At 73.7% G+C, this 17,663-nt stretch carries 18 protein-coding genes and 1 pseudogene; 10 read left to right on the plus strand and 9 right to left on the minus strand.

Features of this window, described 5'->3' with window-relative positions:
- Positions 1-154: 154 nt before the first annotated feature.
- The 3 genes from PUR71_RS13695 to PUR71_RS13705 form a co-directional block, all read right to left on the minus strand.
- Positions 155-451: a type II toxin-antitoxin system VapB family antitoxin gene (locus tag PUR71_RS13695; protein WP_329927244.1), complete on the minus strand. Its 297-nt coding sequence runs from the start codon at positions 449-451 to the stop codon at positions 155-157.
- Between the two features lie 299 nt (positions 452-750).
- Complete coding sequence (locus tag PUR71_RS13700) at positions 751-1,917, minus strand: hypothetical protein (RefSeq protein WP_329927245.1); 1,167 nt, start codon at positions 1,915-1,917, stop codon at positions 751-753.
- 97 nt (positions 1,918-2,014) lie between these two features.
- Entirely contained in the window at positions 2,015-2,671 is a 657-nt protein-coding gene (locus tag PUR71_RS13705; RefSeq protein ID WP_329927246.1) for a rhomboid family intramembrane serine protease, read from the minus strand.
- A gap of 83 nt (positions 2,672-2,754) precedes the next feature.
- Here PUR71_RS13705 and PUR71_RS13710 point away from each other — a divergent pair, with 83 nt between their 5' ends.
- Positions 2,755-3,273, plus strand: coding sequence for a YbhB/YbcL family Raf kinase inhibitor-like protein (locus PUR71_RS13710; RefSeq protein ID WP_329927247.1), 519 nt, complete (start codon positions 2,755-2,757; stop codon positions 3,271-3,273).
- 4 nt (positions 3,274-3,277) lie between these two features.
- On the opposite strand, the gene PUR71_RS13715 is transcribed toward PUR71_RS13710, so the two are convergent.
- A complete protein-coding gene (locus tag PUR71_RS13715; RefSeq protein ID WP_329927321.1) occupies positions 3,278-4,252 on the minus strand; it encodes a helix-turn-helix transcriptional regulator in 975 nt (324 codons plus the stop codon).
- 96 nt (positions 4,253-4,348) lie between these two features.
- On the opposite strand from PUR71_RS13715, the gene PUR71_RS13720 reads away from it, so the two are divergent.
- Both PUR71_RS13720 and PUR71_RS13725 read left to right on the plus strand, forming a co-directional pair.
- Entirely contained in the window at positions 4,349-5,836 is a 1,488-nt protein-coding gene (locus PUR71_RS13720; protein WP_329927248.1) for an MFS transporter, read from the plus strand.
- A 72-nt stretch (positions 5,837-5,908) separates the two neighbouring features.
- Positions 5,909-6,121 carry a KTSC domain-containing protein gene (locus tag PUR71_RS13725; RefSeq protein WP_329927249.1) on the plus strand — a complete coding sequence of 71 codons (213 nt, stop codon included), beginning with the start codon at positions 5,909-5,911 and terminating at the stop codon, positions 6,119-6,121.
- Here the strand turns inward: PUR71_RS13725 and PUR71_RS13730 are convergent.
- On the minus strand, positions 6,114-6,740 hold the full coding sequence (locus PUR71_RS13730; protein ID WP_329927250.1) for a TetR/AcrR family transcriptional regulator: 627 nt from the start codon (positions 6,738-6,740) through the stop codon (positions 6,114-6,116). The two genes, PUR71_RS13725 and PUR71_RS13730, sit on opposite strands and share 8 nt — an antisense overlap.
- A 104-nt stretch (positions 6,741-6,844) precedes the next feature.
- Between PUR71_RS13730 and PUR71_RS13735 the strand changes: the two genes are divergently transcribed.
- A complete protein-coding gene (locus PUR71_RS13735) occupies positions 6,845-7,231 on the plus strand; it encodes a DUF4345 domain-containing protein (protein ID WP_329927251.1) in 387 nt (128 codons plus the stop codon).
- 24 nt (positions 7,232-7,255) lie between these two features.
- On the opposite strand, the gene PUR71_RS13740 is transcribed toward PUR71_RS13735, so the two are convergent.
- Positions 7,256-7,855 carry an HhH-GPD-type base excision DNA repair protein gene (locus PUR71_RS13740; protein WP_329927252.1) on the minus strand — a complete coding sequence of 200 codons (600 nt, stop codon included), beginning with the start codon at positions 7,853-7,855 and terminating at the stop codon, positions 7,256-7,258.
- Between the two features lie 274 nt (positions 7,856-8,129).
- Between PUR71_RS13740 and PUR71_RS13745 the strand changes: the two genes are divergently transcribed.
- From PUR71_RS13745 to PUR71_RS13760, 4 genes are all read left to right on the plus strand, one after another.
- Positions 8,130-8,477: a DoxX family protein gene (locus tag PUR71_RS13745; RefSeq protein WP_329927253.1), complete on the plus strand. Its 348-nt coding sequence runs from the start codon at positions 8,130-8,132 to the stop codon at positions 8,475-8,477.
- A 355-nt stretch (positions 8,478-8,832) separates the two neighbouring features.
- The gene (locus PUR71_RS13750; RefSeq protein WP_329927254.1) at positions 8,833-11,208 is read left to right on the plus strand and encodes a terpene synthase family protein; all 2,376 of its coding nucleotides are present in this window, start codon (positions 8,833-8,835) and stop codon (positions 11,206-11,208) included.
- A gap of 132 nt (positions 11,209-11,340) precedes the next feature.
- On the plus strand, positions 11,341-12,147 hold the full coding sequence (locus PUR71_RS13755) for a VOC family protein (protein WP_329927255.1): 807 nt from the start codon (positions 11,341-11,343) through the stop codon (positions 12,145-12,147).
- Positions 12,147-12,641 carry a DinB family protein gene (locus PUR71_RS13760; protein ID WP_329927256.1) on the plus strand — a complete coding sequence of 165 codons (495 nt, stop codon included), beginning with the start codon at positions 12,147-12,149 and terminating at the stop codon, positions 12,639-12,641. Before PUR71_RS13755 ends, PUR71_RS13760 begins: the two co-directional genes overlap by 1 nt.
- A gap of 10 nt (positions 12,642-12,651) precedes the next feature.
- Here PUR71_RS13760 and PUR71_RS13765 read toward each other — a convergent pair whose 3' ends face one another.
- Both PUR71_RS13765 and PUR71_RS13770 read right to left on the minus strand, forming a co-directional pair.
- Positions 12,652-13,365, minus strand: a complete 714-nt coding sequence (locus PUR71_RS13765) for an ArsR/SmtB family transcription factor (RefSeq protein WP_329927257.1) — start codon at positions 13,363-13,365, stop codon at positions 12,652-12,654.
- A gap of 57 nt (positions 13,366-13,422) precedes the next feature.
- Positions 13,423-14,376: a helix-turn-helix domain-containing protein gene (locus tag PUR71_RS13770; RefSeq protein ID WP_329927258.1), complete on the minus strand. Its 954-nt coding sequence runs from the start codon at positions 14,374-14,376 to the stop codon at positions 13,423-13,425.
- 97 nt (positions 14,377-14,473) lie between these two features.
- Between PUR71_RS13770 and PUR71_RS13775 the strand changes: the two genes are divergently transcribed.
- On the plus strand, positions 14,474-15,973 hold the full coding sequence (locus tag PUR71_RS13775) for an alpha/beta hydrolase (RefSeq protein ID WP_329927259.1): 1,500 nt from the start codon (positions 14,474-14,476) through the stop codon (positions 15,971-15,973).
- Positions 15,974-16,161: 188 nt separating this feature from the next.
- Positions 16,162-16,314: pseudogene (locus PUR71_RS13780) on the plus strand (helix-turn-helix domain-containing protein); the annotation flags it as partial.
- Positions 16,315-16,421: 107 nt separating this feature from the next.
- Here PUR71_RS13780 and PUR71_RS13785 read toward each other — a convergent pair.
- Positions 16,422-17,633 (minus strand): metallophosphoesterase, encoded by a 1,212-nt coding sequence (locus tag PUR71_RS13785; protein ID WP_443077439.1) that lies wholly within the window; start codon positions 17,631-17,633, stop codon positions 16,422-16,424.
- Positions 17,634-17,663: the final 30 nt, after the last annotated feature.

Genomic DNA, 17,663 nt, shown 5'->3' on the forward strand with positions numbered 1-17,663 from the left:
CCCGATGCCCGCGAAGGTACTAAACGATCATCATCTGGAGTATCCCGCTACCCGAAAGGGTGTACGGGAGGGGCGCACGGAGGCGTCCGGGTACGACGGGACCGCCCTCCGCCTCGGTGGCGAGGGGCGGTCCGGAAGCGGGCGGGCCCGCCCGTCACTCCATGTCGAGGACACGGGCGTGCAGCACCTGGCGCTGCTGCAGCGCGGCCCGTACGGCCCGGTGCAGCCCGTCCTCCAGGTAGAGGTCGCCACGCCACTTCACCACGTGGGCGAAGAGGTCCCCGTAGAAGGTCGAATCCTCGGCCAGGAGGGTTTCGAGGTCGAGCTGGCCCTTGGTGGTCACCAGTTGGTCGAGTCGCACCGGGCGCGGGGCGACGTCGGCCCACTGGCGGGTGCTGGTCCGGCCGTGATCCGGGTACGGCCGCCCATTGCCGATGCGCTTGAAGATCACACGGAAAGCCTACCGTTCGGACGGCGGATGGCGCAGCAGCCGCGACGCCGCCACGCGCCCGGGTGTGAACCGCAGGTGGACTTTTGTGGCTGTTTGATGGGAAATGTCGCGAACTTCGCCCCCGGTTTCCGGCCGGGTTCCGCCCCATTGGCGCGGCCCGGTCCCGCTCTGCCCGGGAGTGTGCCCCGATGTCCTCGGCCTCACCCCGCCGGCCGTCCGGGAGATCGCCGACGGGTACGCCTTCTCCGGGCCCGCCCTCGACCCCGGGGCGGTGCTGCTGAACGACCCGGCGGCGGCGCCTAGCCGGCGAGCGCGGCGCCGATCCGGTCGAGCGAGGACAGGCGCATCAGCCCGTAGTTGTAGAACTCGACCTCGGGCACGCCGAGTTCGCGCAGGACGGCGAGCTTGGCGGCGAGGTTCTCCGGGCCGTCGCAGTCCGAGGACATCGGGCGCAGGACCACCGCCAGGTCCCGCGGGCGGACGCCGTGCAGGGCGAAGGCGGCGATCTTCTCCCGGACGGCCTCCGGGGTCCTCGCGTAGCCGAGCGTCTCGATCTGGTCCGCGGCCCCGGCGAGCGCGGGCAGGTCGATGCCGGACAGCCAGCCCTTGCCGGGGCCGCCGCCGTCCATGAAGCTCAGCCGCATGCCGTGCCGCCGGGCCTCCGCGGCCAGTTCGGCGGCCAGTGAGGTGACCGTCGCGGCGGAGGCGTCCACGTAGGCGGCGAACGCGCCGTCCGCGAGCTCGTCCAGCGCGCCGGGCTCGGCGGTGGCCGTCTCGTCGGCGAGGCGGCGGCGCAGTTCGGTGCGCACGGCCGTGGCGACGTCGTCGGCCGGGACGCCCGCCCCGGCGGCGGCCGTACGGCAGTGCGGGCAGAAGCAGACGCCGAGCAGCGCCTCGGTGACGGGGCCGAGCTCCTCGAAGTAGCGCTCGTGGTGGTAGCCGTGGCGCAGGCCGTGGAAGTGCAGCGACTCGGCCCGGACCACGTCCACGCCGTAGCGCGCCAGGTCGGCGACGAGGGTGTGCGCGTACTCGCGGACCTCCGGGTTCGCCGGGCACAGCTCGGTGAGGTGGCGGTCGCCGAAGGCGTTGGCCGGGGCGCAGTCGGGGTGGGCGAAGCCGAGCCGGTCGTTGTGGCAGAACACCGTCCAGGCGTGCAGCTTGAGGCCGCGTCGGCGGGACTCGGCGGCGGCTTCGGCGAAGGGGTCGCGGTCGCCGATGGCGCTGGACGGGACGGGCGCGAGGCGGCGGCCCCGCCAGCGGGCCGGGTCGGGGCGGAAGTAGGCGACGCCCGGCTCCAGGTAGCGGATCACCCGGTGGGGGTTGTGCGGGAAGACGTCCCTCGCCTCGTGGTAGACCGAGGCGAGGGTGACGCCGCCGACCCCCGCGCGGTCGGCGAGGTTGCCGAAGAAGGTGTCGGGGCCCTCGTCCAGCAGGTCGGTGGCGAAGGCGAGGACGGACGACTCCACGGTGCGGCTCCGGAGCAGGGGGCGGGGGCGCCGCCCACGCTAGCCGCAGGGGTGGGATTGGTCTATACCTGGCCGCTCGGGCGCGGCGCCGGACGGGCTAGAGGCCCAGGTCGTCCAGCTCCTTGAGCAGGGCGGAGCGGGAGTCGGCGGGGGCCGGCGCGGGCTCCGGCGCCGGCCGGCCCGGCTGGTCGCGGAGCAGGACGGCGGCGGCCAGTCCGCCGATCAGCCCGCCGAGGTGGCCCAACCAGCTGACGCCGTGGGCGACGGGCAGCACGCCGATCAGGGTGGTCCAGTAGACCGCGGCGACGCCGAGGCCGACCACCGCGTCCAGCAGGTTGCGGTCGAGGACCCCGCGCAGCACCACGTAGCCGAGGTAGCCGTAGACCATGCCGCTCGCCCCGGCCGTCACGCTGTTCGGGTTCTCCAGCAGCCAGACCAGGAGCCCGCCGGAGACCGCGATCACCAGGCTGGCCAGCAGGAACTTGCGCATGCCCCGGTAGGCGGCCAGGAAGCCGAGCACGAACAGCGGCCAGGAGTTGGAGATGATGTGGTCCCAACTGAAATGCAGGAACGGCATGGTGAACATCTCGGGCAGGTCGTCGACCCGCTCCGGGCGCAGGCCGAACTCCCGGGACAGGTCGTAGTCGTCCAGCCAGTTCACGACCTGCACGGACCAGATGACGGCCTGGATCCCGAGCATGGTGAACAGCGCGCGACGGGAGTCCGAGAGCAGCTGGGCGAATTTCGAGGCCATGGCGTCGACTTTAGGGGCGACCGGATCGGACGTGCACCCCGTTACAGTGACCGGTGTCATTCCGACCGTGAGAGGTGCACGCCATGAGTGTCCGTCCGCCGCTTCCGTACGAGTTCCTGCCGCAGGTGCCGTCCTTCCCGCTGACCAGCGCGGACATCACCGAAGGCGGCACGCTGGCGCAGGAGTTCATCCACGCCGGCGGCAACCTCTCGCCGCAGCTGTCCTGGTCGGACCTGCCGGAGGGCACCCGCGGCATCGCCGTCACCTGCTACGACCCGGACGCGCCGACCGGTTCCGGCTGGTGGCACTGGCTCGCGCTGAACCTGCCCGCCGAGACCACCGGACTGCCGCGCGGCGCGGGCTCATCGGACGACGCCCTGCCGGGCGCCGCCTCCTTCCACGGGCGCAACGACTTCCCGGGCAACCGCTACGACGGCGCCGCCCCGCCGCCCGGTGCCCCGCACCGCTACGTCTTCGCGGTGCACGCGCTCGACGTCGAGGAACTGGACGTCTCCGCCGACACCCCGCCGGCCCAGGTCGGCTTCCACCTCACCTTCCACACCCTCGGCCGGGCGCTGCTGACCGCCGAGTTCGGGGTCTGACGCCTCAGGAGCCGTCAGCCCGGTCGGCCGCGCGGGAGGCGCGGCCGGCCAGGGCGCGCAGGTGGGCGATCAGCTCCGGCGGCTCGTGCACCTCGAACTCGCAGTCGAGCAGCAGCAGCCCGGACGCCAGCCACTTGAGCGAGTCGCCCCGGGAGTGCAGCCGGCAGGTGCGGTCGTCGATCGGCTCGATCCGGTGCTCCCCGGTCCACGGCATCCACCGGTCGACCTCGTCGGCGGGGCGGTGCACGGTGGCGACCATGGTGTACGCCGTGTTCCGACGGCGCAGCTTGTCGGCCACGAACGCGGCAGCGTCCTCGGCGGGCAGCGGGCGCGGGGCGAACCGCGCGCCGGTGGGGAAGGGCTCGCGGAGGCGGTCGACGCGGAAGAGCCGCCAGTCGTCCCGGTCCAGGTCGAAGCCGACCAGGTACCAGCGGCGGCCGGTGGAGACCAGGCGCTCGGGCTCGACGTTGCGGCGGGTCTCGGCGCCGTCGCGGGCCCGGTAGCCGAAGCGCAGGCGCTCGTGGTTGGCGACGGCGCCGGCGATCAGGGTGAGGTCGTCCGGGTCGACGGTCGGACCGTCCCCGGTCATCAGCGGCACGGTGGCCGCGTTGAGCGTGCCCACCCGGTGGCGGAGCCGTCCGGGCAGCACCTGGAGCAGCTTGCCCAGCGCCCGGACGGACGCCTCCTCGATGCCCACCACCGCGTGGCCGGCCGCGGCCCGCAGCCCGACCGCGATCGCGACCGCCTCCTCGTCGTCCAGGAGCAGCGGGGGCATCGCCGTCCCGGCGACCAGCCGGTAGCCGCCGACCGCGCCCATCGTGGCCTGCACGGGGTAGCCGAGGTCGCGCAGCCGATCGATGTCGCGCCGGATCGTCCGGGCGCTGACGCCGAGCCGCTCGGCGAGCTCGCTGCCCGGCCACTCGCGCGGGGTCTGCAGCAGGGAGAGCAGGCCCAGCAGGCGGGCCGGGGTGTCGGTCATGCCGACCAGGATGCCGGAGAACTGGGACAGGATCTGGCCTACATGCCCCCTAGCGTCGTCCACGTGCCGACGAGCGAGACGAACGAGGAGCGTGTGATGAGCACAGTGGACACCGACCGGCGGAGGTGGATCGCGCTGGCGATCGTGATGGTCGCCTCCTTCATGGACCTGGTGGACGTGACCATCGTCAACATCGCCGTCCCCAGCATCCAGGAGGACACCGGCGCCTCCTTCAGCGCCATCCAGTGGGTGACCGGCGGCTACGCGCTGGCCTTCGCGATCGGCCTGATCACCGGTGGGCGCCTCGGTGACATCTACGGCCGCAAGCGGCTGTTCCTGGTCGGCATCGGCGGCTTCACGCTCGCGTCCGCGCTGTGCGGCCTGGCCACCGGCCCGGACATGCTGGTCGCGATGCGGGTGCTCCAGGGCGGCACGGCGGCGCTCATGGTGCCGCAGGTGCTCTCGATCATCCACGCGACCTTCCCGGCGGAGGAGCGCGGCAAGGTGTTCGGCATGTTCGGCGCGGTGGTCGGCCTGGGCGCCGTCTCCGGTCCGCTGATCGGCGCGCTGCTCACCGAGTGGGACCTCTTCGGCCTGGCCTGGCGGCCGATCTTCCTGATCAACCTGCCGGTGGGCCTGGCCGGTCTGCTGGCCGGGCGCCACTTCATCAGCGAGTCCAAGGCTCAGAAGGCGCTCAAGCTCGACCTGGTGGGCGTGGCCCTCGCGAGCGTCGGCCTGCTGATGCTGATCTACCCGCTGACGCACGGGCGGGAGGCCGGCTGGCCGCTCTGGGGCTACCTGTCGATGGCCGGCAGCCTCGCGGTGTTCGCACTGTTCGTGGTGTACGAGAAGGCCAAGGCCCGGCGGGACGGCTCGCCCCTGGTGGAGCTCTCGCTGTTCCGGGTGAAGTCCTTCGCGGCCGGGATCGGCGTGCAGCTCACCTTCGGCGTGGTCTGCGGGATCTTCTTCCTGGTGTGGACCCTCTACATGCAGATGGGCCTCGGCTGGAGCCCCCTGAAGGCCGGTTCGACCGGCATCCCGTTCTCGCTCGCGGTCTCGACGGCGGCCGGGCTCTCGGTGCAGAAGCTGGTGCCGCGGTTCGGGCGCCGGGTGCTGCAGACCGGTGCGCTGGTGATGGCGGCGGGCGTGCTCACCTACATCGGGGAGGCGCACCGCTACGGGACGGCGATCGCGCCCTGGCAGATGGCGCTGCCGCTGGTCGTGATGGGCCTCGGGATGGGGCTGATCGTCGCGCCGATCACCGACGCGATCCTGGCGGAGGTGCCGCGCGAGCACGCCGGTTCGGCGTCGGGCCTGATCAACACCGTGCAGCAGGTGGGCAACGCGCTCGGGCTCGGCCTGGTCTCGGTGGCCTTCTTCGGGGCGATGGACGACGTCGTCGCGCCGGCGGAGGTGGGGAACGCGTTCAGCGGGGCTTTCGAGCACGCGATGTGGTGGGTCGCGGGGGTGCTGGTGGTGGTGTTCCTGCTGATGTTCGCGCTGCCGCGCCGGAAGGCCGTCGCCGCGGGCGCCGAGTCGGGTACGGAGGCGGTCGGGGCCGCCCGGGAGCCCGAGCTGGTCTGACGGTTCCGCACTGCCGAGGGGCCCCGGTCGCGATGCGCGGCCGGGGCCCCTCGCGCGCACACTGGAGGGGTCATGGACCGTGTGGCGGTGGAGTCCTCGGTGCTGCGCTCGGTCGGGTACGACCGCCGGGCGCGGCTGCTGGAGTTGGAGTTCCTCGGCGGGCGCGTGTACGAGTACGCGGCCGTGCCGGCGCGGGTGCACTGCGAGCTGATGGCGGCGGACAGCCACGGGCGCTACTTCGTCCGCAGGATCCGGGGGCGGTACGCCTACCGGCGGCTCAGCTGATCCCGCCGGCGGGGCGCGGCCAGTCGGGGGCCGGGTCGACGGGCAGCAGCGGGCGCAGGGCGCCGATGCAGCCGCCGATGCAGGCGTCGCGCAGCTCGGTGCGGGTGCAGGTCTCCTCGGTGAGCCAGTCGACGACCAGCACCTGGACGAACACCAGCCAGCTGCGCAGGACTTGGGACACGGCCGCGCGCGTGTCGTCGTCGGCGAGCGGGAGCACGCCGAGGAGGCGGGCGCGCAGGGCGTCGAGCTCGCTGGTCATGATCGTCTGGATCACCGGGTCGCCGGCCAGCACGCGGTTCGCGGCGAGGACGGCGTGCCGGTTCGCGACGAAGTGGTCGAGGTGCGCGTCCATGCCCTCGACCAGCTGCTCGACGAGGGTGTCGGCCGGGTCGAAGCGGGACTTGCCGAGCAACTGGTCGGCGGCCTGCTGGTAGACGGCGGCGAAGAGGTCGCGCTTGCTCGGGAAGTGCCGGTAGAGCAGGGCGCGGGAGACGCCCGCCTGCGCGGCGACCTCCTCCATCAGCACCTCCTCGTACGGTCGGGCGGCGAAGAGTCCGGCGCCGACGGAGAGGAGCTGGGCGCGGCGGTCGGCGGGGGAGAGGCGCTGGCGTGGTGGCACGGGGTGAAGGCTACTTGACACGTGTCCACTAGCGGGTGCCTCATGGAAGTAGACGCGTGTCAACCAAGCGGCGCGCGCCGACCGAGTGTGGGGTGGGTGGCGTCATGGCCAGGGCACTGCGGGCGCTCGTGTGGACGATGGGGATCACGTGCGTGGCGATCGGCCTCGCACACGTGCTGGTGGGGAACGCCGTGTTCCCCGGCGAGGAGCACGCCGGGGCGACGATCGACAGCTGGGGCCGCTTCATGGGCGCGATCTTCGCCGGGTACGGCGCCGCCTGGATCCGGCTGGCCCGGCAGGCGACGATCCCCGCGCGCTCCGTCCGGTGGCTCGCCGGCGTGTTCCTGCTCGGCGGCGCCGGACGGCTTCTGTCGCTCGCGGCGACGGGCTGGCCGGGCGCGTTCCAGGCGGTGCTGGCCGCGCTCGAACTCGGCCTGCCGCCGGTGTACTTCTGGCTGGCGGACGCCGACGAGCGCCGGGCCGCGGCCTGAGCCGCCCCCGGAGCTCCGGGTGGCTCAGCGCGCCTTGGCGGTGGCCTTGGCCTCCTTCGCGGCGCGCTTCGCCTCCTGCTTGAACTCCCGCACCAGGACGAGGGATTCGGGCCCGGTGATGTCGGCGACCGAGCGGTGCGCGCCCTCCTCGCCGTACGCGCCGGCCGCCTCGCGCCAGCCGTCCGGCCGCACGCCGTACTGCTTGCCGAGCAGCGCCAGGAAGATCTGGGACTTCTGCTTGCCGAAACCGGGGAGCGCGTTGAGCCGGCTCAGCAGCTCCTTGCCCGTCCGCACGTCCTTCCACAGCGCGGCGGCGTCGCCGTCGTACTGCGCCACGAGGAACTGGCAGAGCTGCTGCACCCGCTTGGCCATCGCGGCCGGGTAGCGGTGCACGGCCGGCTTGGCGGAGAGCAGGGCCACGAACTCCTCGGGGTTGTACGTGGCGATCTCGTGGGCGTCCAGGTCGCCCCGTCCGAGCCGCTGGGCGATGGTCAGCGGGCCGGTGAACGCCCACTCCATGGGCACCTGTTGGTCCAGCAGCATGCCGACGAGCGCGGCGAGCGCACTGCGTCCGAGCAGTTCGTCGGCCTCGGGCTGCTGTGCGAGCCGAACGGTGACGTTCATGGGCCCTCCTCGGAGTGGATCGGTCGGGTAGGCGCCCAGTCTGGTCGACGGGGCGGGAGGGGCGGTGGTCAACACGCCCGTAGGAGGGGAAGTCTTGGGGATCGGGGCCTTGGCGGAGCTGGTTTGTTCGTTGGCGTAGCGGTTGTTGGGGGCGTCCGGTGCCAACACCCCACCGCTGGGCGGAACATTTTTTCCCCCGCGGCGGTCACACTCTCCGCTCCCGGCGGGTCGAAGGAGTGTCGGACCAACCAGCCACCGAGTGGGGAGCACTTCAATGTCCGTGGCCTACGTCATCGTCACCGTCCTCGGCGCCGTCATGGCCGGTTTCTCGGCCGGATCGGTCTTCGCCGGAGCCAAGTACGTCGTCGAGCCGCTCGCCCAGTACGGCGTCCCGCGCAGCTGGTGGGTCTGGCTCGGGATCGCCAAGGCCGCGGGTGCGGCCGGCCTCCTGGTGGGCCTCCTCGTCCCGGGGATCGGCCGCCTCGCCGCCGTCGGCCTGATCCTCTACTTCGCCGGTGCCGCGCTCACCGTCGTCCGCGCCCACCACTACGCGCACGTCCCGTTCCCGCTGATCTACCTCGCGCCGGCGGCGGCTTCGCTGGTCCTCGGCCTGGCGGCCTGAGCGGCCGGTCCCGCAGTGCGCCTCCCGGGAAGGACGGGCCGAACCCGGCCCGTCCTTCCGGCTGTTCGGGGTGCTGGGGCTCGTGGGTGGTGCGTGCGCGGTGAGGGCGCTGCGCTGGTGGCGCGCGCCGGGTGGGCGTGCGCTCCGCTGGGCGGGTGGTTGTGGCGGATGGTGCGGGTGGGGCTCCTGATCCCGTACGGGTGAGCCACCGTTGGCCGGTCGCTCGGGCGGAAGTTCGACCGGGGGTTCGATCAAGTGGGTCATCTCATATGACTGTTCTTGTTGTGCCGGTGCCGGGAAGGGGGCGCGCGTCATCCTTGGTCCAAGTCGACGCGTCAAGAAAGGCTCGCCCGCCGTGACCCAGCCGTTCGAACTGCCGTCCTTCTACGTGCCGCACCCGGCACGGCTCAACCCCCATCTCGACAAGGCCCGCTCCCACTCCTCCGACTGGGCACGGGAGATGGGCATGCTGGAGGGGTCCGGCATCTGGGACCAGGCGGACCTCGACGCCCACGACTACGGCCTGCTCTGCGCCTACACCCACCCCGACGCGTCCGCCGAGGTGCTGTCGCTGGTCACCGACTGGTACGTGTGGGTCTTCTTCTTCGACGACCACTTCCTCGACATGTACAAGCGGACCAACGACCGCGAGGGCGGCAAGGCCCACCTCGACCGGCTGCCGCTGTTCATGCCCGCCGACCCGACCGCCCCGGTCCCCGAGCCGGAGAACCCGGTCGAGGCGGGCCTGGCCGACCTCTGGCGGCGCACCGTGCCGACGATGGGCGAGGACTGGCGGCTCCGCTTCGCCGAGAGCACCCGGAACCTGCTCAACGAGTCGCTGTGGGAGCTCTCCAACATCAACGCCGGCCGGGTCGCCAACCCGGTCGAGTACATCGAGATGCGCCGCAAGGTCGGCGGCGCGCCGTGGTCCGCGCAGCTGGTCGAGGTGGCCGCCGGGGCCGAGGTGCCGAAGGAGGTCTCGGGTTCGCGCGCGCTGCGGGTGCTGATGGACGCCTTCGCCGACGCCGTGCACCTGCGCAACGACATCTTCTCCTACCAGCGGGAGGTGGAGGACGAGGGCGAGCTGAGCAACGGCATCCTGGTGCTGGAGCGGTTCCTGGAGTGCTCCACCCAGGAGGCCGCCGAGGCGGTCAACGACCTGCTCACCTCGCGGCTCCAGCAGTTCGAGAACACCGTGTTCACCGAACTTCCCGTGCTGTTCGCCGAGACCGGGCTCGAACCGATCGGCCGCGCCAAGGTGCTGACGTACGTCAAGGGCCTGCAGGACTGGCAGTCGGGCGGGCACGAGTGGCACATGCGGTCGAGCCGGTATATGAACGGCGGGGGCATGAACGGCGGGGGCATGAACGGTGGCGGTGCGGCGGCGGATTCGCGTGCCGCCGTCGTGTCCGAGACCGGGTGGGACCCGTTCGCGATCGGCGGGATCGGCACGTCGGCGCTGGACCTGGTGCGCGGTGGCGGGCCCGCGCCGGAGGCGTCGGCGACGCATGCCGGGCCGGGCGGGGCGGATCCGGCGGTGCGGCGGGCGCGTTCGCACAGCCACGTGCCGTTCCAGCATGTCGGGCCGTCCCGACTGCCCGAGTTCAAGGTGCCGTTCCCCCTGGCGCTGAGCCCGCACCTGGCGGGCGCGCGCGACCGGGCCGTCGAATGGGCCCGGCGGATGGGCATGTTGGACGACCTGCCGGGCGCTCCCGGCTCCGCGCTCTGGACGGCCGAGTCCACCCGGGACTACGACCTCCCGCTCTGTGCGGCCGGTATCCACCCGGACGCCACCGCCGGCCAACTCGACATCGAGTCGGCCTGGTTGCTGTGGGGCACCTGGGCGGACGACTACTTCCCGCAGGTCTACGGACGCGCCCGTGACCTGGCCGGTGCCAAGCTCGCCGTCGAGCGGCTGTCGCTGTTCATGCCGGTCGACGGCAGCGGTCCGGCGGCGGAACCGGCCAACGCGCTGGAACGCGGCCTGGCCGACATCTGGGAGCGGACCGCCGGGCCGATGACCGCCGACGCCCGGCGGACGTTCCGCCGTGCCGTCGAGACCATGCTCCACAGCTGGACCTGGGAGATCTCCAACCAGGTGCAGCACCGCATCCCGGACCCGGTCGACTACCTGGAGATGCGGCGGGCCACGTTCGGGTCCGACCTCACCATGAGCCTCAGCCGGATCGGTCACGGGCGGACCGTGCCGCCCGAGGTGTACGAGCACGGCGTGATGCGGTCACTGGAGAACTCGGCGGCCGACTACGCCTGCATGATCAACGACCTGTTCTCGTACCAGAAGGAGATCGAGTACGAGGGCGAGGTGCACAACATGGTCCTGGTGGTCCAGAACTTCTTCGGCTGCGACTACCCGTCGGCCGTCCGGATCGTCGACGACCTGATGCACTCGCGGCTCGACCAGTTCCGGCACGTCGTCGAGCGGGAACTCCCGGTCATGTTCGACGACTTCGGGCTCGACGACGCGGCGCGCGGGCTGCTCGTCGGGTACGTCGGGGAGCTGGAGAACTGGATCGCGGGCATCCTGAACTGGCACCGGGAGTGCCGGCGGTACGCCGAGGAGGACCTGAAGCGGCACTTCGGGCGCGCGGTGCCGCAGGTGCCGCAGGTGGACGCGCCCCGGGGCGGGGTGCCGCGACCGGGAGCGGTGCCCGGCGGGCCGACGGGACTGGGCACGTCGGCGGCCCGCGTGGCATCGGCGCTGGTCGGCTAGCCGGGAGAGAGACGTGCCGCGGCCGGTCCGGGTGTGGCCGGGCCGGCCGCGGGCGCGCGGGCGAACGGGGGACTGGCTAGGGTGGCGAAATGGGGGCAAACCTGGCGCAATGCCGTACGAGAGGGCAGACACATGGCCGCGCTACCTGAAGGCACACCCTGCTGGGCCGACGCGATGTTCACCGACCTGGAAGGCGCCAAGACCTTCTACGGCGACGTCCTCGGCTGGACCTTCGGCGAGGGCTCGTCGGAGTTCGGCAACTACACACAGGCCTACTCGGACGGCAAGGCCGTCGCCGCCATCGTGCCGCCGATGCCCGGCCCGGACGGCACGCAGGCCCCGTCCGCCTGGTGCCTGTACCTCGCCTCGCCGGACGCCGCCGCCACCGCCGAGAAGATCCGCGGCAACGGCGGCGAGGTGCTGATGGGCCCGATGCAGGTCGGCGAGTTCGGCACGATGGCGATCGCGAAGGACCCGGGCGGCGTCGTGTTCGGCGTCTGGCAGGCCGGCACGCACGAGGGCTTCGAGAAGCAGGGCGAGCCCGGCGCCTTCTGCTGGGCCGAGGTGCTGACCCGCGACCCGGCGAAGGCGGACGCCTTCTTCCCGGCGGTCTTCCCGTACGGCGTGCAGAGGATGGACACCGAGCAGGTCGACTACAAGATCTTCCGGATCGGCGAGCAGCCGGTGCTCGGCCGGATGGGGATGGGCCCGGCGGACCTGCCGCCCGAGGTGCCCTCGTACGTGAGCGTGTACTTCGCCGTGGACGACGTCGACGCGGCGATCGCCCGCCTGCGCGCGGGCGGCGGCGTCGTGCACATGGAGCCGATGGACAGCCCGTTCGGCCGCTTCGCGGCGGTCGGCGACCCGCAGGGCGCCGCCTTCGGGATCATCGACACCGGGACGACCGCCGGCCCCGTGCCCGACCTGACGGACGCCTGATGGGCGAGCGCGAGGACCTCGTCGCGATGCTCGACAAGCACCGCGGCTTCCTGCGGTACACCGTCCGCGACCTCACCGACGAGCAGGCCGCCCGGCGCACCACGGTCAGCGAACTGTCCCTGGGCGGTTTGATCAAGCACGTCGCCGGGGTGGAGGCGCGCTGGATGCGGTTCGCGCTCGGCGGCGCCGAGGAGATGCGGCGCGGCGGCGGCTCGCAGGACGACTGGGCCGCCCAGTTCCGGATGCTCGACGGCGAGACCCTCGCCGGGCTGCTCGCCCGCTACGACGAGGTGGCCGGGGAGACCGACGAGCTGGTCCGGACGCTGCCGGACCTCGACCTCGCGCACGAGCTGCCGAAGGCGCCCTGGTTCGAGCCGGGGGCGACGTGGTCGGTGCGGCGCGTCCTGCTGCACGTCCTCGCCGAGACGGCGCAGCACGCCGGGCACGCGGACATCCTGCGGGAGTCCCTGGACGGAGCGAAGACGATGGGCTAGTGCCACCGCCCTAGGCGCACGGCTCCATGCGTACGCCGAAGAGTTCGCGCAGCGCGCGGTCCCCGTCGGGCGTGACGCGCAGGGCCCGGCCGGAGCCGATCCGCTGCACCCACGCGCGCTCCAGCGCCGTCCGGCAGAGCGCCGCGCCCAGCGCCCCGCCGAGGTGGCTGCGGCGTTCCGTCCAGTCCAGGCAGGCGCGGAGCACCGGGCGGGCGCCCTTGCCGCCCGCCCGGGGCGGCAGGTCGATGGCCTGCGCGGCGAGCCAGCCGCGGCCGTCCCCGGTGAGGACGAGCCCGGCGTCGGCGCTGACCAGGCCGCGGTCGAGCATGGCGTCGGCGACGGCCACGCCGAGGCGCCCGGCCAGGTGGTCGTAGCAGGTGCGGGCGCGGGCCTCGGCGCTGCGGCGGGTGGCCTCGCGGAGGTTGCCCGGGGCCGGGCCGCTGACGGCGGCCCCCGCCGCCGTCCCGGCGAAGGCGGTGAGGTCCTCGATCAGCGTGGCGACGGCGGGCCCGGCCAGCCGCACGTACCGGTGCCGCCCCTGCCGCTCCTCGGCGAGCAGGCCGCCCGCGATCAGGCGCGACAGGTGCTCGCTCGCGGTGGACGGCGCGACGCCCGCGTGGCGGGCCAGCTCGCCGGCCGTCCAGGCGCGGCCGTCGAGCAGCGCGCCGCAGAACGCGGCGCGGGTGGGGTCGGCGAGCAGGGCGGCCAGCTGGGCGAGGGACATGCCTCCATGGTCGCGCGGAGTCGTTTCGGCCGGGGCCGAAACGGGCGCCCGGCCCTTTCAGACCGCTGCCGCCGGCTGCCCCGCCAGCGCCGCCCGCAGCCACGCGTGCGCCCGGCCGAGGGTGGGCTCGTCGGGCGTGGTGAGTTCGCCGGCGAGCTCCCAGTAGCGCGCGATCACCGGGTCGTCGGTGGCGTCGAGCATGACCCGCAGCCGGCGCCGGAAGTCCGGCGTGTCGCGGACGGAGCGGGAGGCGGCGTGCGCGGCGACGAAGTTGTCGAGCGCCCCGCCGTCGTACGGGTCCCGGCCGGCGCGCAGCTCCACCGAGGCCAGGTCGTAGGCCTCGGCGAGCCCCGCGTAGAGCACGGCGGGCCGGTACTCGGGGTCCGTGCGGGCGAGCTCGTTCGGGCAGCCGCCCTTGCCGCCGGCGGAGTGGCCCGGACCCGAACAGCCCCGGGAGACGAGCGCGTTCAGCCGGGCGAACGCCAGCACCTGGGCGGGCGCCGGATCCGCCGGGGGCTGCGGGACGACCGTGTCGACGATCGCGGCGGTCAGCCGGGCGGGCATCCGGAGCGGCAGCGCGCGCCGCCAGAAGCGGGCCAGCGGGGTGGTGTCCGGCGGGGTGGACAGCCTGCCGATGAGCGTCAGGCGGTCGGCGCGCTCCTCGGGCGGGCACTCGTGCAGCAGCCGCAGGGCGGCCTCCCGCCAGCGCAAGGCGGTCAGTTGGGAGCCGAGCTCGCGCAACTGCCGGGCCACCGCGTCCTCCAGGGCGTCGCCCAGCGCCTCGTCCTGCTCCAGCAGCCGGCCGACCTCGGGGACGGGCACGTCGAGCGCGCGCAGCGAGCGGATCAGCCGCAGCCGCTCCAACGCCTCCGGCCCGTACCGCCGGTGGCCGCCGGAGCTGCGCCCGGCTTCGGGCAGCAGGCCGCGGTCGGAGTAGAAACGGACGGTCTTGACGGTGACGCCCGCGTGCTCCGCGAGCTCACCGATGCTCCACAGGACGGCCGGTGGCAAGGCTTGAACCTCCCTCAGGGGGAGTTCCTACGGTACCCGCATCGCCCGGCCGGACGGGGGTCGGTCGGGCGGACCACCAGCGACGAGGAGAACCGACATGACCGCATTCGTGCTCGTACCCGGCCACTTCACCGGCGGCTGGATCTGGCGGGAGGTGAGCGCCCGGCTCCGCGCGGCCGGCGCCGAGGTGCACGAGGCGACGCTCGCCGGCGGGGGCGGCGCCGGACTGGAGGCGCACGTCGAGGACGTCCTGCGCCTGATCGACGCCGCCGCCGACCCCGAACTCGTCCTGGTCGGCCACGAGTACGGCATCCACCCCGTCCTCGGCGCCGCCGACCGGCGGGCGGAGCGCCTCACCCGCATCGTCTACCTGGACGCCGGCCTGCCGGTGGACGGCGACCGGGCCGTCCAGCTCGTCCCCGACCAGCTCGCCCGCGAGCTGCTGATCGACCCGGCCCGCCGGCCCGCCGGCGGCCTCCTCCCGGCGCCCGGCCGGGGCGAGTGGCACCGCTGGGGCAGCATCGACGGCCTCACCGCCGAGGCGCTGGACCGGCTCACCGCGCTGGCCACCGCGCAGCCCGTCGCCAGCCTCGTCGAGCCCCTGCGGCTGTCCGGCGCCGTCGCCTCGGTGCCGACCACCGGGATCCTCTGCACCTCGGGCGGCACCAACATCGCCACCGTCGAGGCCATCGTGCGCACGGGCATGCCGCAGTTCCGGTTCCTGGCCGACCCCCGGGTGGGCTTCTTCGACCTCGACACCGGCCACTGGCCGATGCTGTCCCGACCCGACGAGCTCGCCGACCTCCTGCTCAGGGCCGCCGCCGGCGAGGGCCACCGGATCGCCCCGCCGGCCGACGCCGAAGCACCGGCGTTCTCACGCCCCCACGTCCTGGACACCCCGGAGCACCCACTGCCGGACTGTCCGCACGAGCGCGCCGGGAACCTCGACGTCTACCTGCCGGAGGCCGAGGGACCCCGGCCCGCCGTCCTGTTCGTCCACGGCGGCCCCGTCCCCGCCGGCACCCGGCCGACCCCGCGCGACTGGCCGGTGTACGTCGGCTACGGCCGGTACGCGGCGAGCCTCGGCGTCGTCGGCGCGACGGTCGAGCACGGACTGCACGAACTCCACGGGTACCCGCGGGCCGCCGACGAGATCGCCGCGGCCGTCCAGGCGCTGCGCGGCCACCCGCGTGTGGACGGCGACCGGATCGCGCTCTGGTTCTTCTCCGGCGGCGCCCTGCTGACCACCGACTGGCTCGCCGCTCCGCCGTCCTGGCTGCGCTGCCTCGCCGCGAACTACCCCGTCCTCGCGCCGTTGCCCGGTTGGGACGCCGTCGACCGGCGCTTCCGCCCCGCGGAGGCGGTGGCCGGGGCGGGCCGGCTCCCGGTCGTGCTCACCCGGGCCGGGCTGGAGGCGGACGCGATCGCGGCGACGGTCACCGGGTTCGTCGCGGCGGCGGGGGAGCACGGGGCGCGGCTGGAGGTGATCGACGTCCCGAAGGGGCACCACGGCTTCGAGGTCGCCGACCACACCGACGAGGTCCGGGAGGCGATCGCCCGGGCCGCGGCCTCGGTCCTGCGGCACCTGGGGGCGTAGCCTTCCGGGTTTTGGGGCTTCCGGGCTTCCGGGGATCTGCGCCTTCGGGCTTCCGGGCTTCGGGCCTCCGGGGGCCGGGCTTCCGGGCGTAGCCTTCGAGGCGTGGCCCCCGAGTACGCCGAGCGCGCGTCCCGCCTCCCCGGTGCGGTGGTGTGGACGCGCGCGGCCGTGCCGCGTGCGAGCGCGTCGCCCTCGGCGAACGCCGGCTGCACCGCCGTTCGTTGACCGCCTTCGGCTACGGCCCGAAGACCCTCGCCCGCATCCTCCGTCTGCAACGGGCCCTCGCTCTGGCCCGTTCCGGCGTCCCCTTCGCGGACACCGCGGCCCGGACGGGATTCGCCGTTGCGGATCTCAAAGTCCATTGCATCCCCTGAGCTGGGGTGTTGCAACGACTCCTAGAACCTAAGGTGATGGGGTGGTCCGGGCCTTCGCTCGCCTCCGTACCGGGCTACGCGGCGCCCGAGCGCAGCGTGAGCACGGTGATCTCGCTGGGGGCGAAGACCCGGAAGGGCGGTCCCCAGAAACCGGTGCCCCGGCTGGTGTAGAGCTGGGTGCGCTCCCCGTGCCGGCTCAGGCCGTGGACCACCGGCTGGTCGATCCGGACGAGGAAGTTGAACGGCCAGATCTGTCCGCCGTGGGTGTGCCCGGAGATCTGCAGGTCGATGCCGGCGGCCGCCGCCTGCGGGACGTACTTGGGCTGGTGGGCGACGAGCAGCACGGGCAGGGCGGGGTCGGCCCCCTCCAGGGCGCCGGTCAGGTCCGCGCTGTGCCCGGCCAGGCCGGAGGACCCCGCGGTGACGTCGTCCACGCCGGCGAGCACGAGGGCGTCCCCGCCGCGCTTCACCACGACGTGCCGGTTGTGCAGCGCCTCCCAGCCCAGGTCCGCCATGCGGTCCAGCCAGCCCTGGGCCTCGCCGCCGTACTCGTGGTTGCCCGTGACGTAGACCCTGGCCAGCTTCGAGCGGATCGTCCCGAGCGGCGCGGACTGCTCCCGGCGCTGGGCCGGGGTGCCGTCGGCGATGTCCCCGGCGTGGACCACGACGTCCGCGTCCAGCGCGTTGACCGCGTCGGCCACCCGCGCCGACCACCCCGCCCGGTCGATCGGCCCGTAGTGGGTGTCGGCCAGCACCACGACCCGGGTCCCGTCCAGCCCCGCGCCGAGCCGCGGGACGCGGACGTCCAGCCGCTTCACCCGGGGCACGCGCATCGCCTCGTAGTGCCCCCACCCGAGCAGCCCGGCCGACACCGCGGCCACGGTCAGGGCCACGATCCTGGCCCGCCCGGCCCCACCGACGTCGAACCCGCCCAGCACGAGGTCCACCAGACCGCCCAGCACCGACCAGGTCCACAGCACCCAGACGACGCCGAGGCTGGTGTCCGCGACCCGCGCGGCCCGGTCGTTCCGCCGGGACCCGTGCCCCGCGACCATCAGGAAGGGGAACGAGACCAGCCAGGCGACGAACACCCCCGTGCCGGTCAGGAAGACCGGCAACGGCCAGTCGGCCCCGGCCCCGAACAACGTCCACCAGGGCGGCAGACACAGGACGACGAGCACCCCGAGGAGCACCCCGACCCGCCGCCACCTCCGACCCGCACGCCCCACCCGAACCTCCGCCTCGACGGATTCACCCTCGTCCACAGCGCCGCCCCTACCGTCCATGCCCTCATCATCCGCCACACCCAACCGCCC

The sequence above is a fragment of the Streptomyces sp. SP17BM10 genome, assembly GCF_036322405.1.
Taxonomy (GTDB): Bacteria; Actinomycetota; Actinomycetes; order Streptomycetales; family Streptomycetaceae; genus Kitasatospora.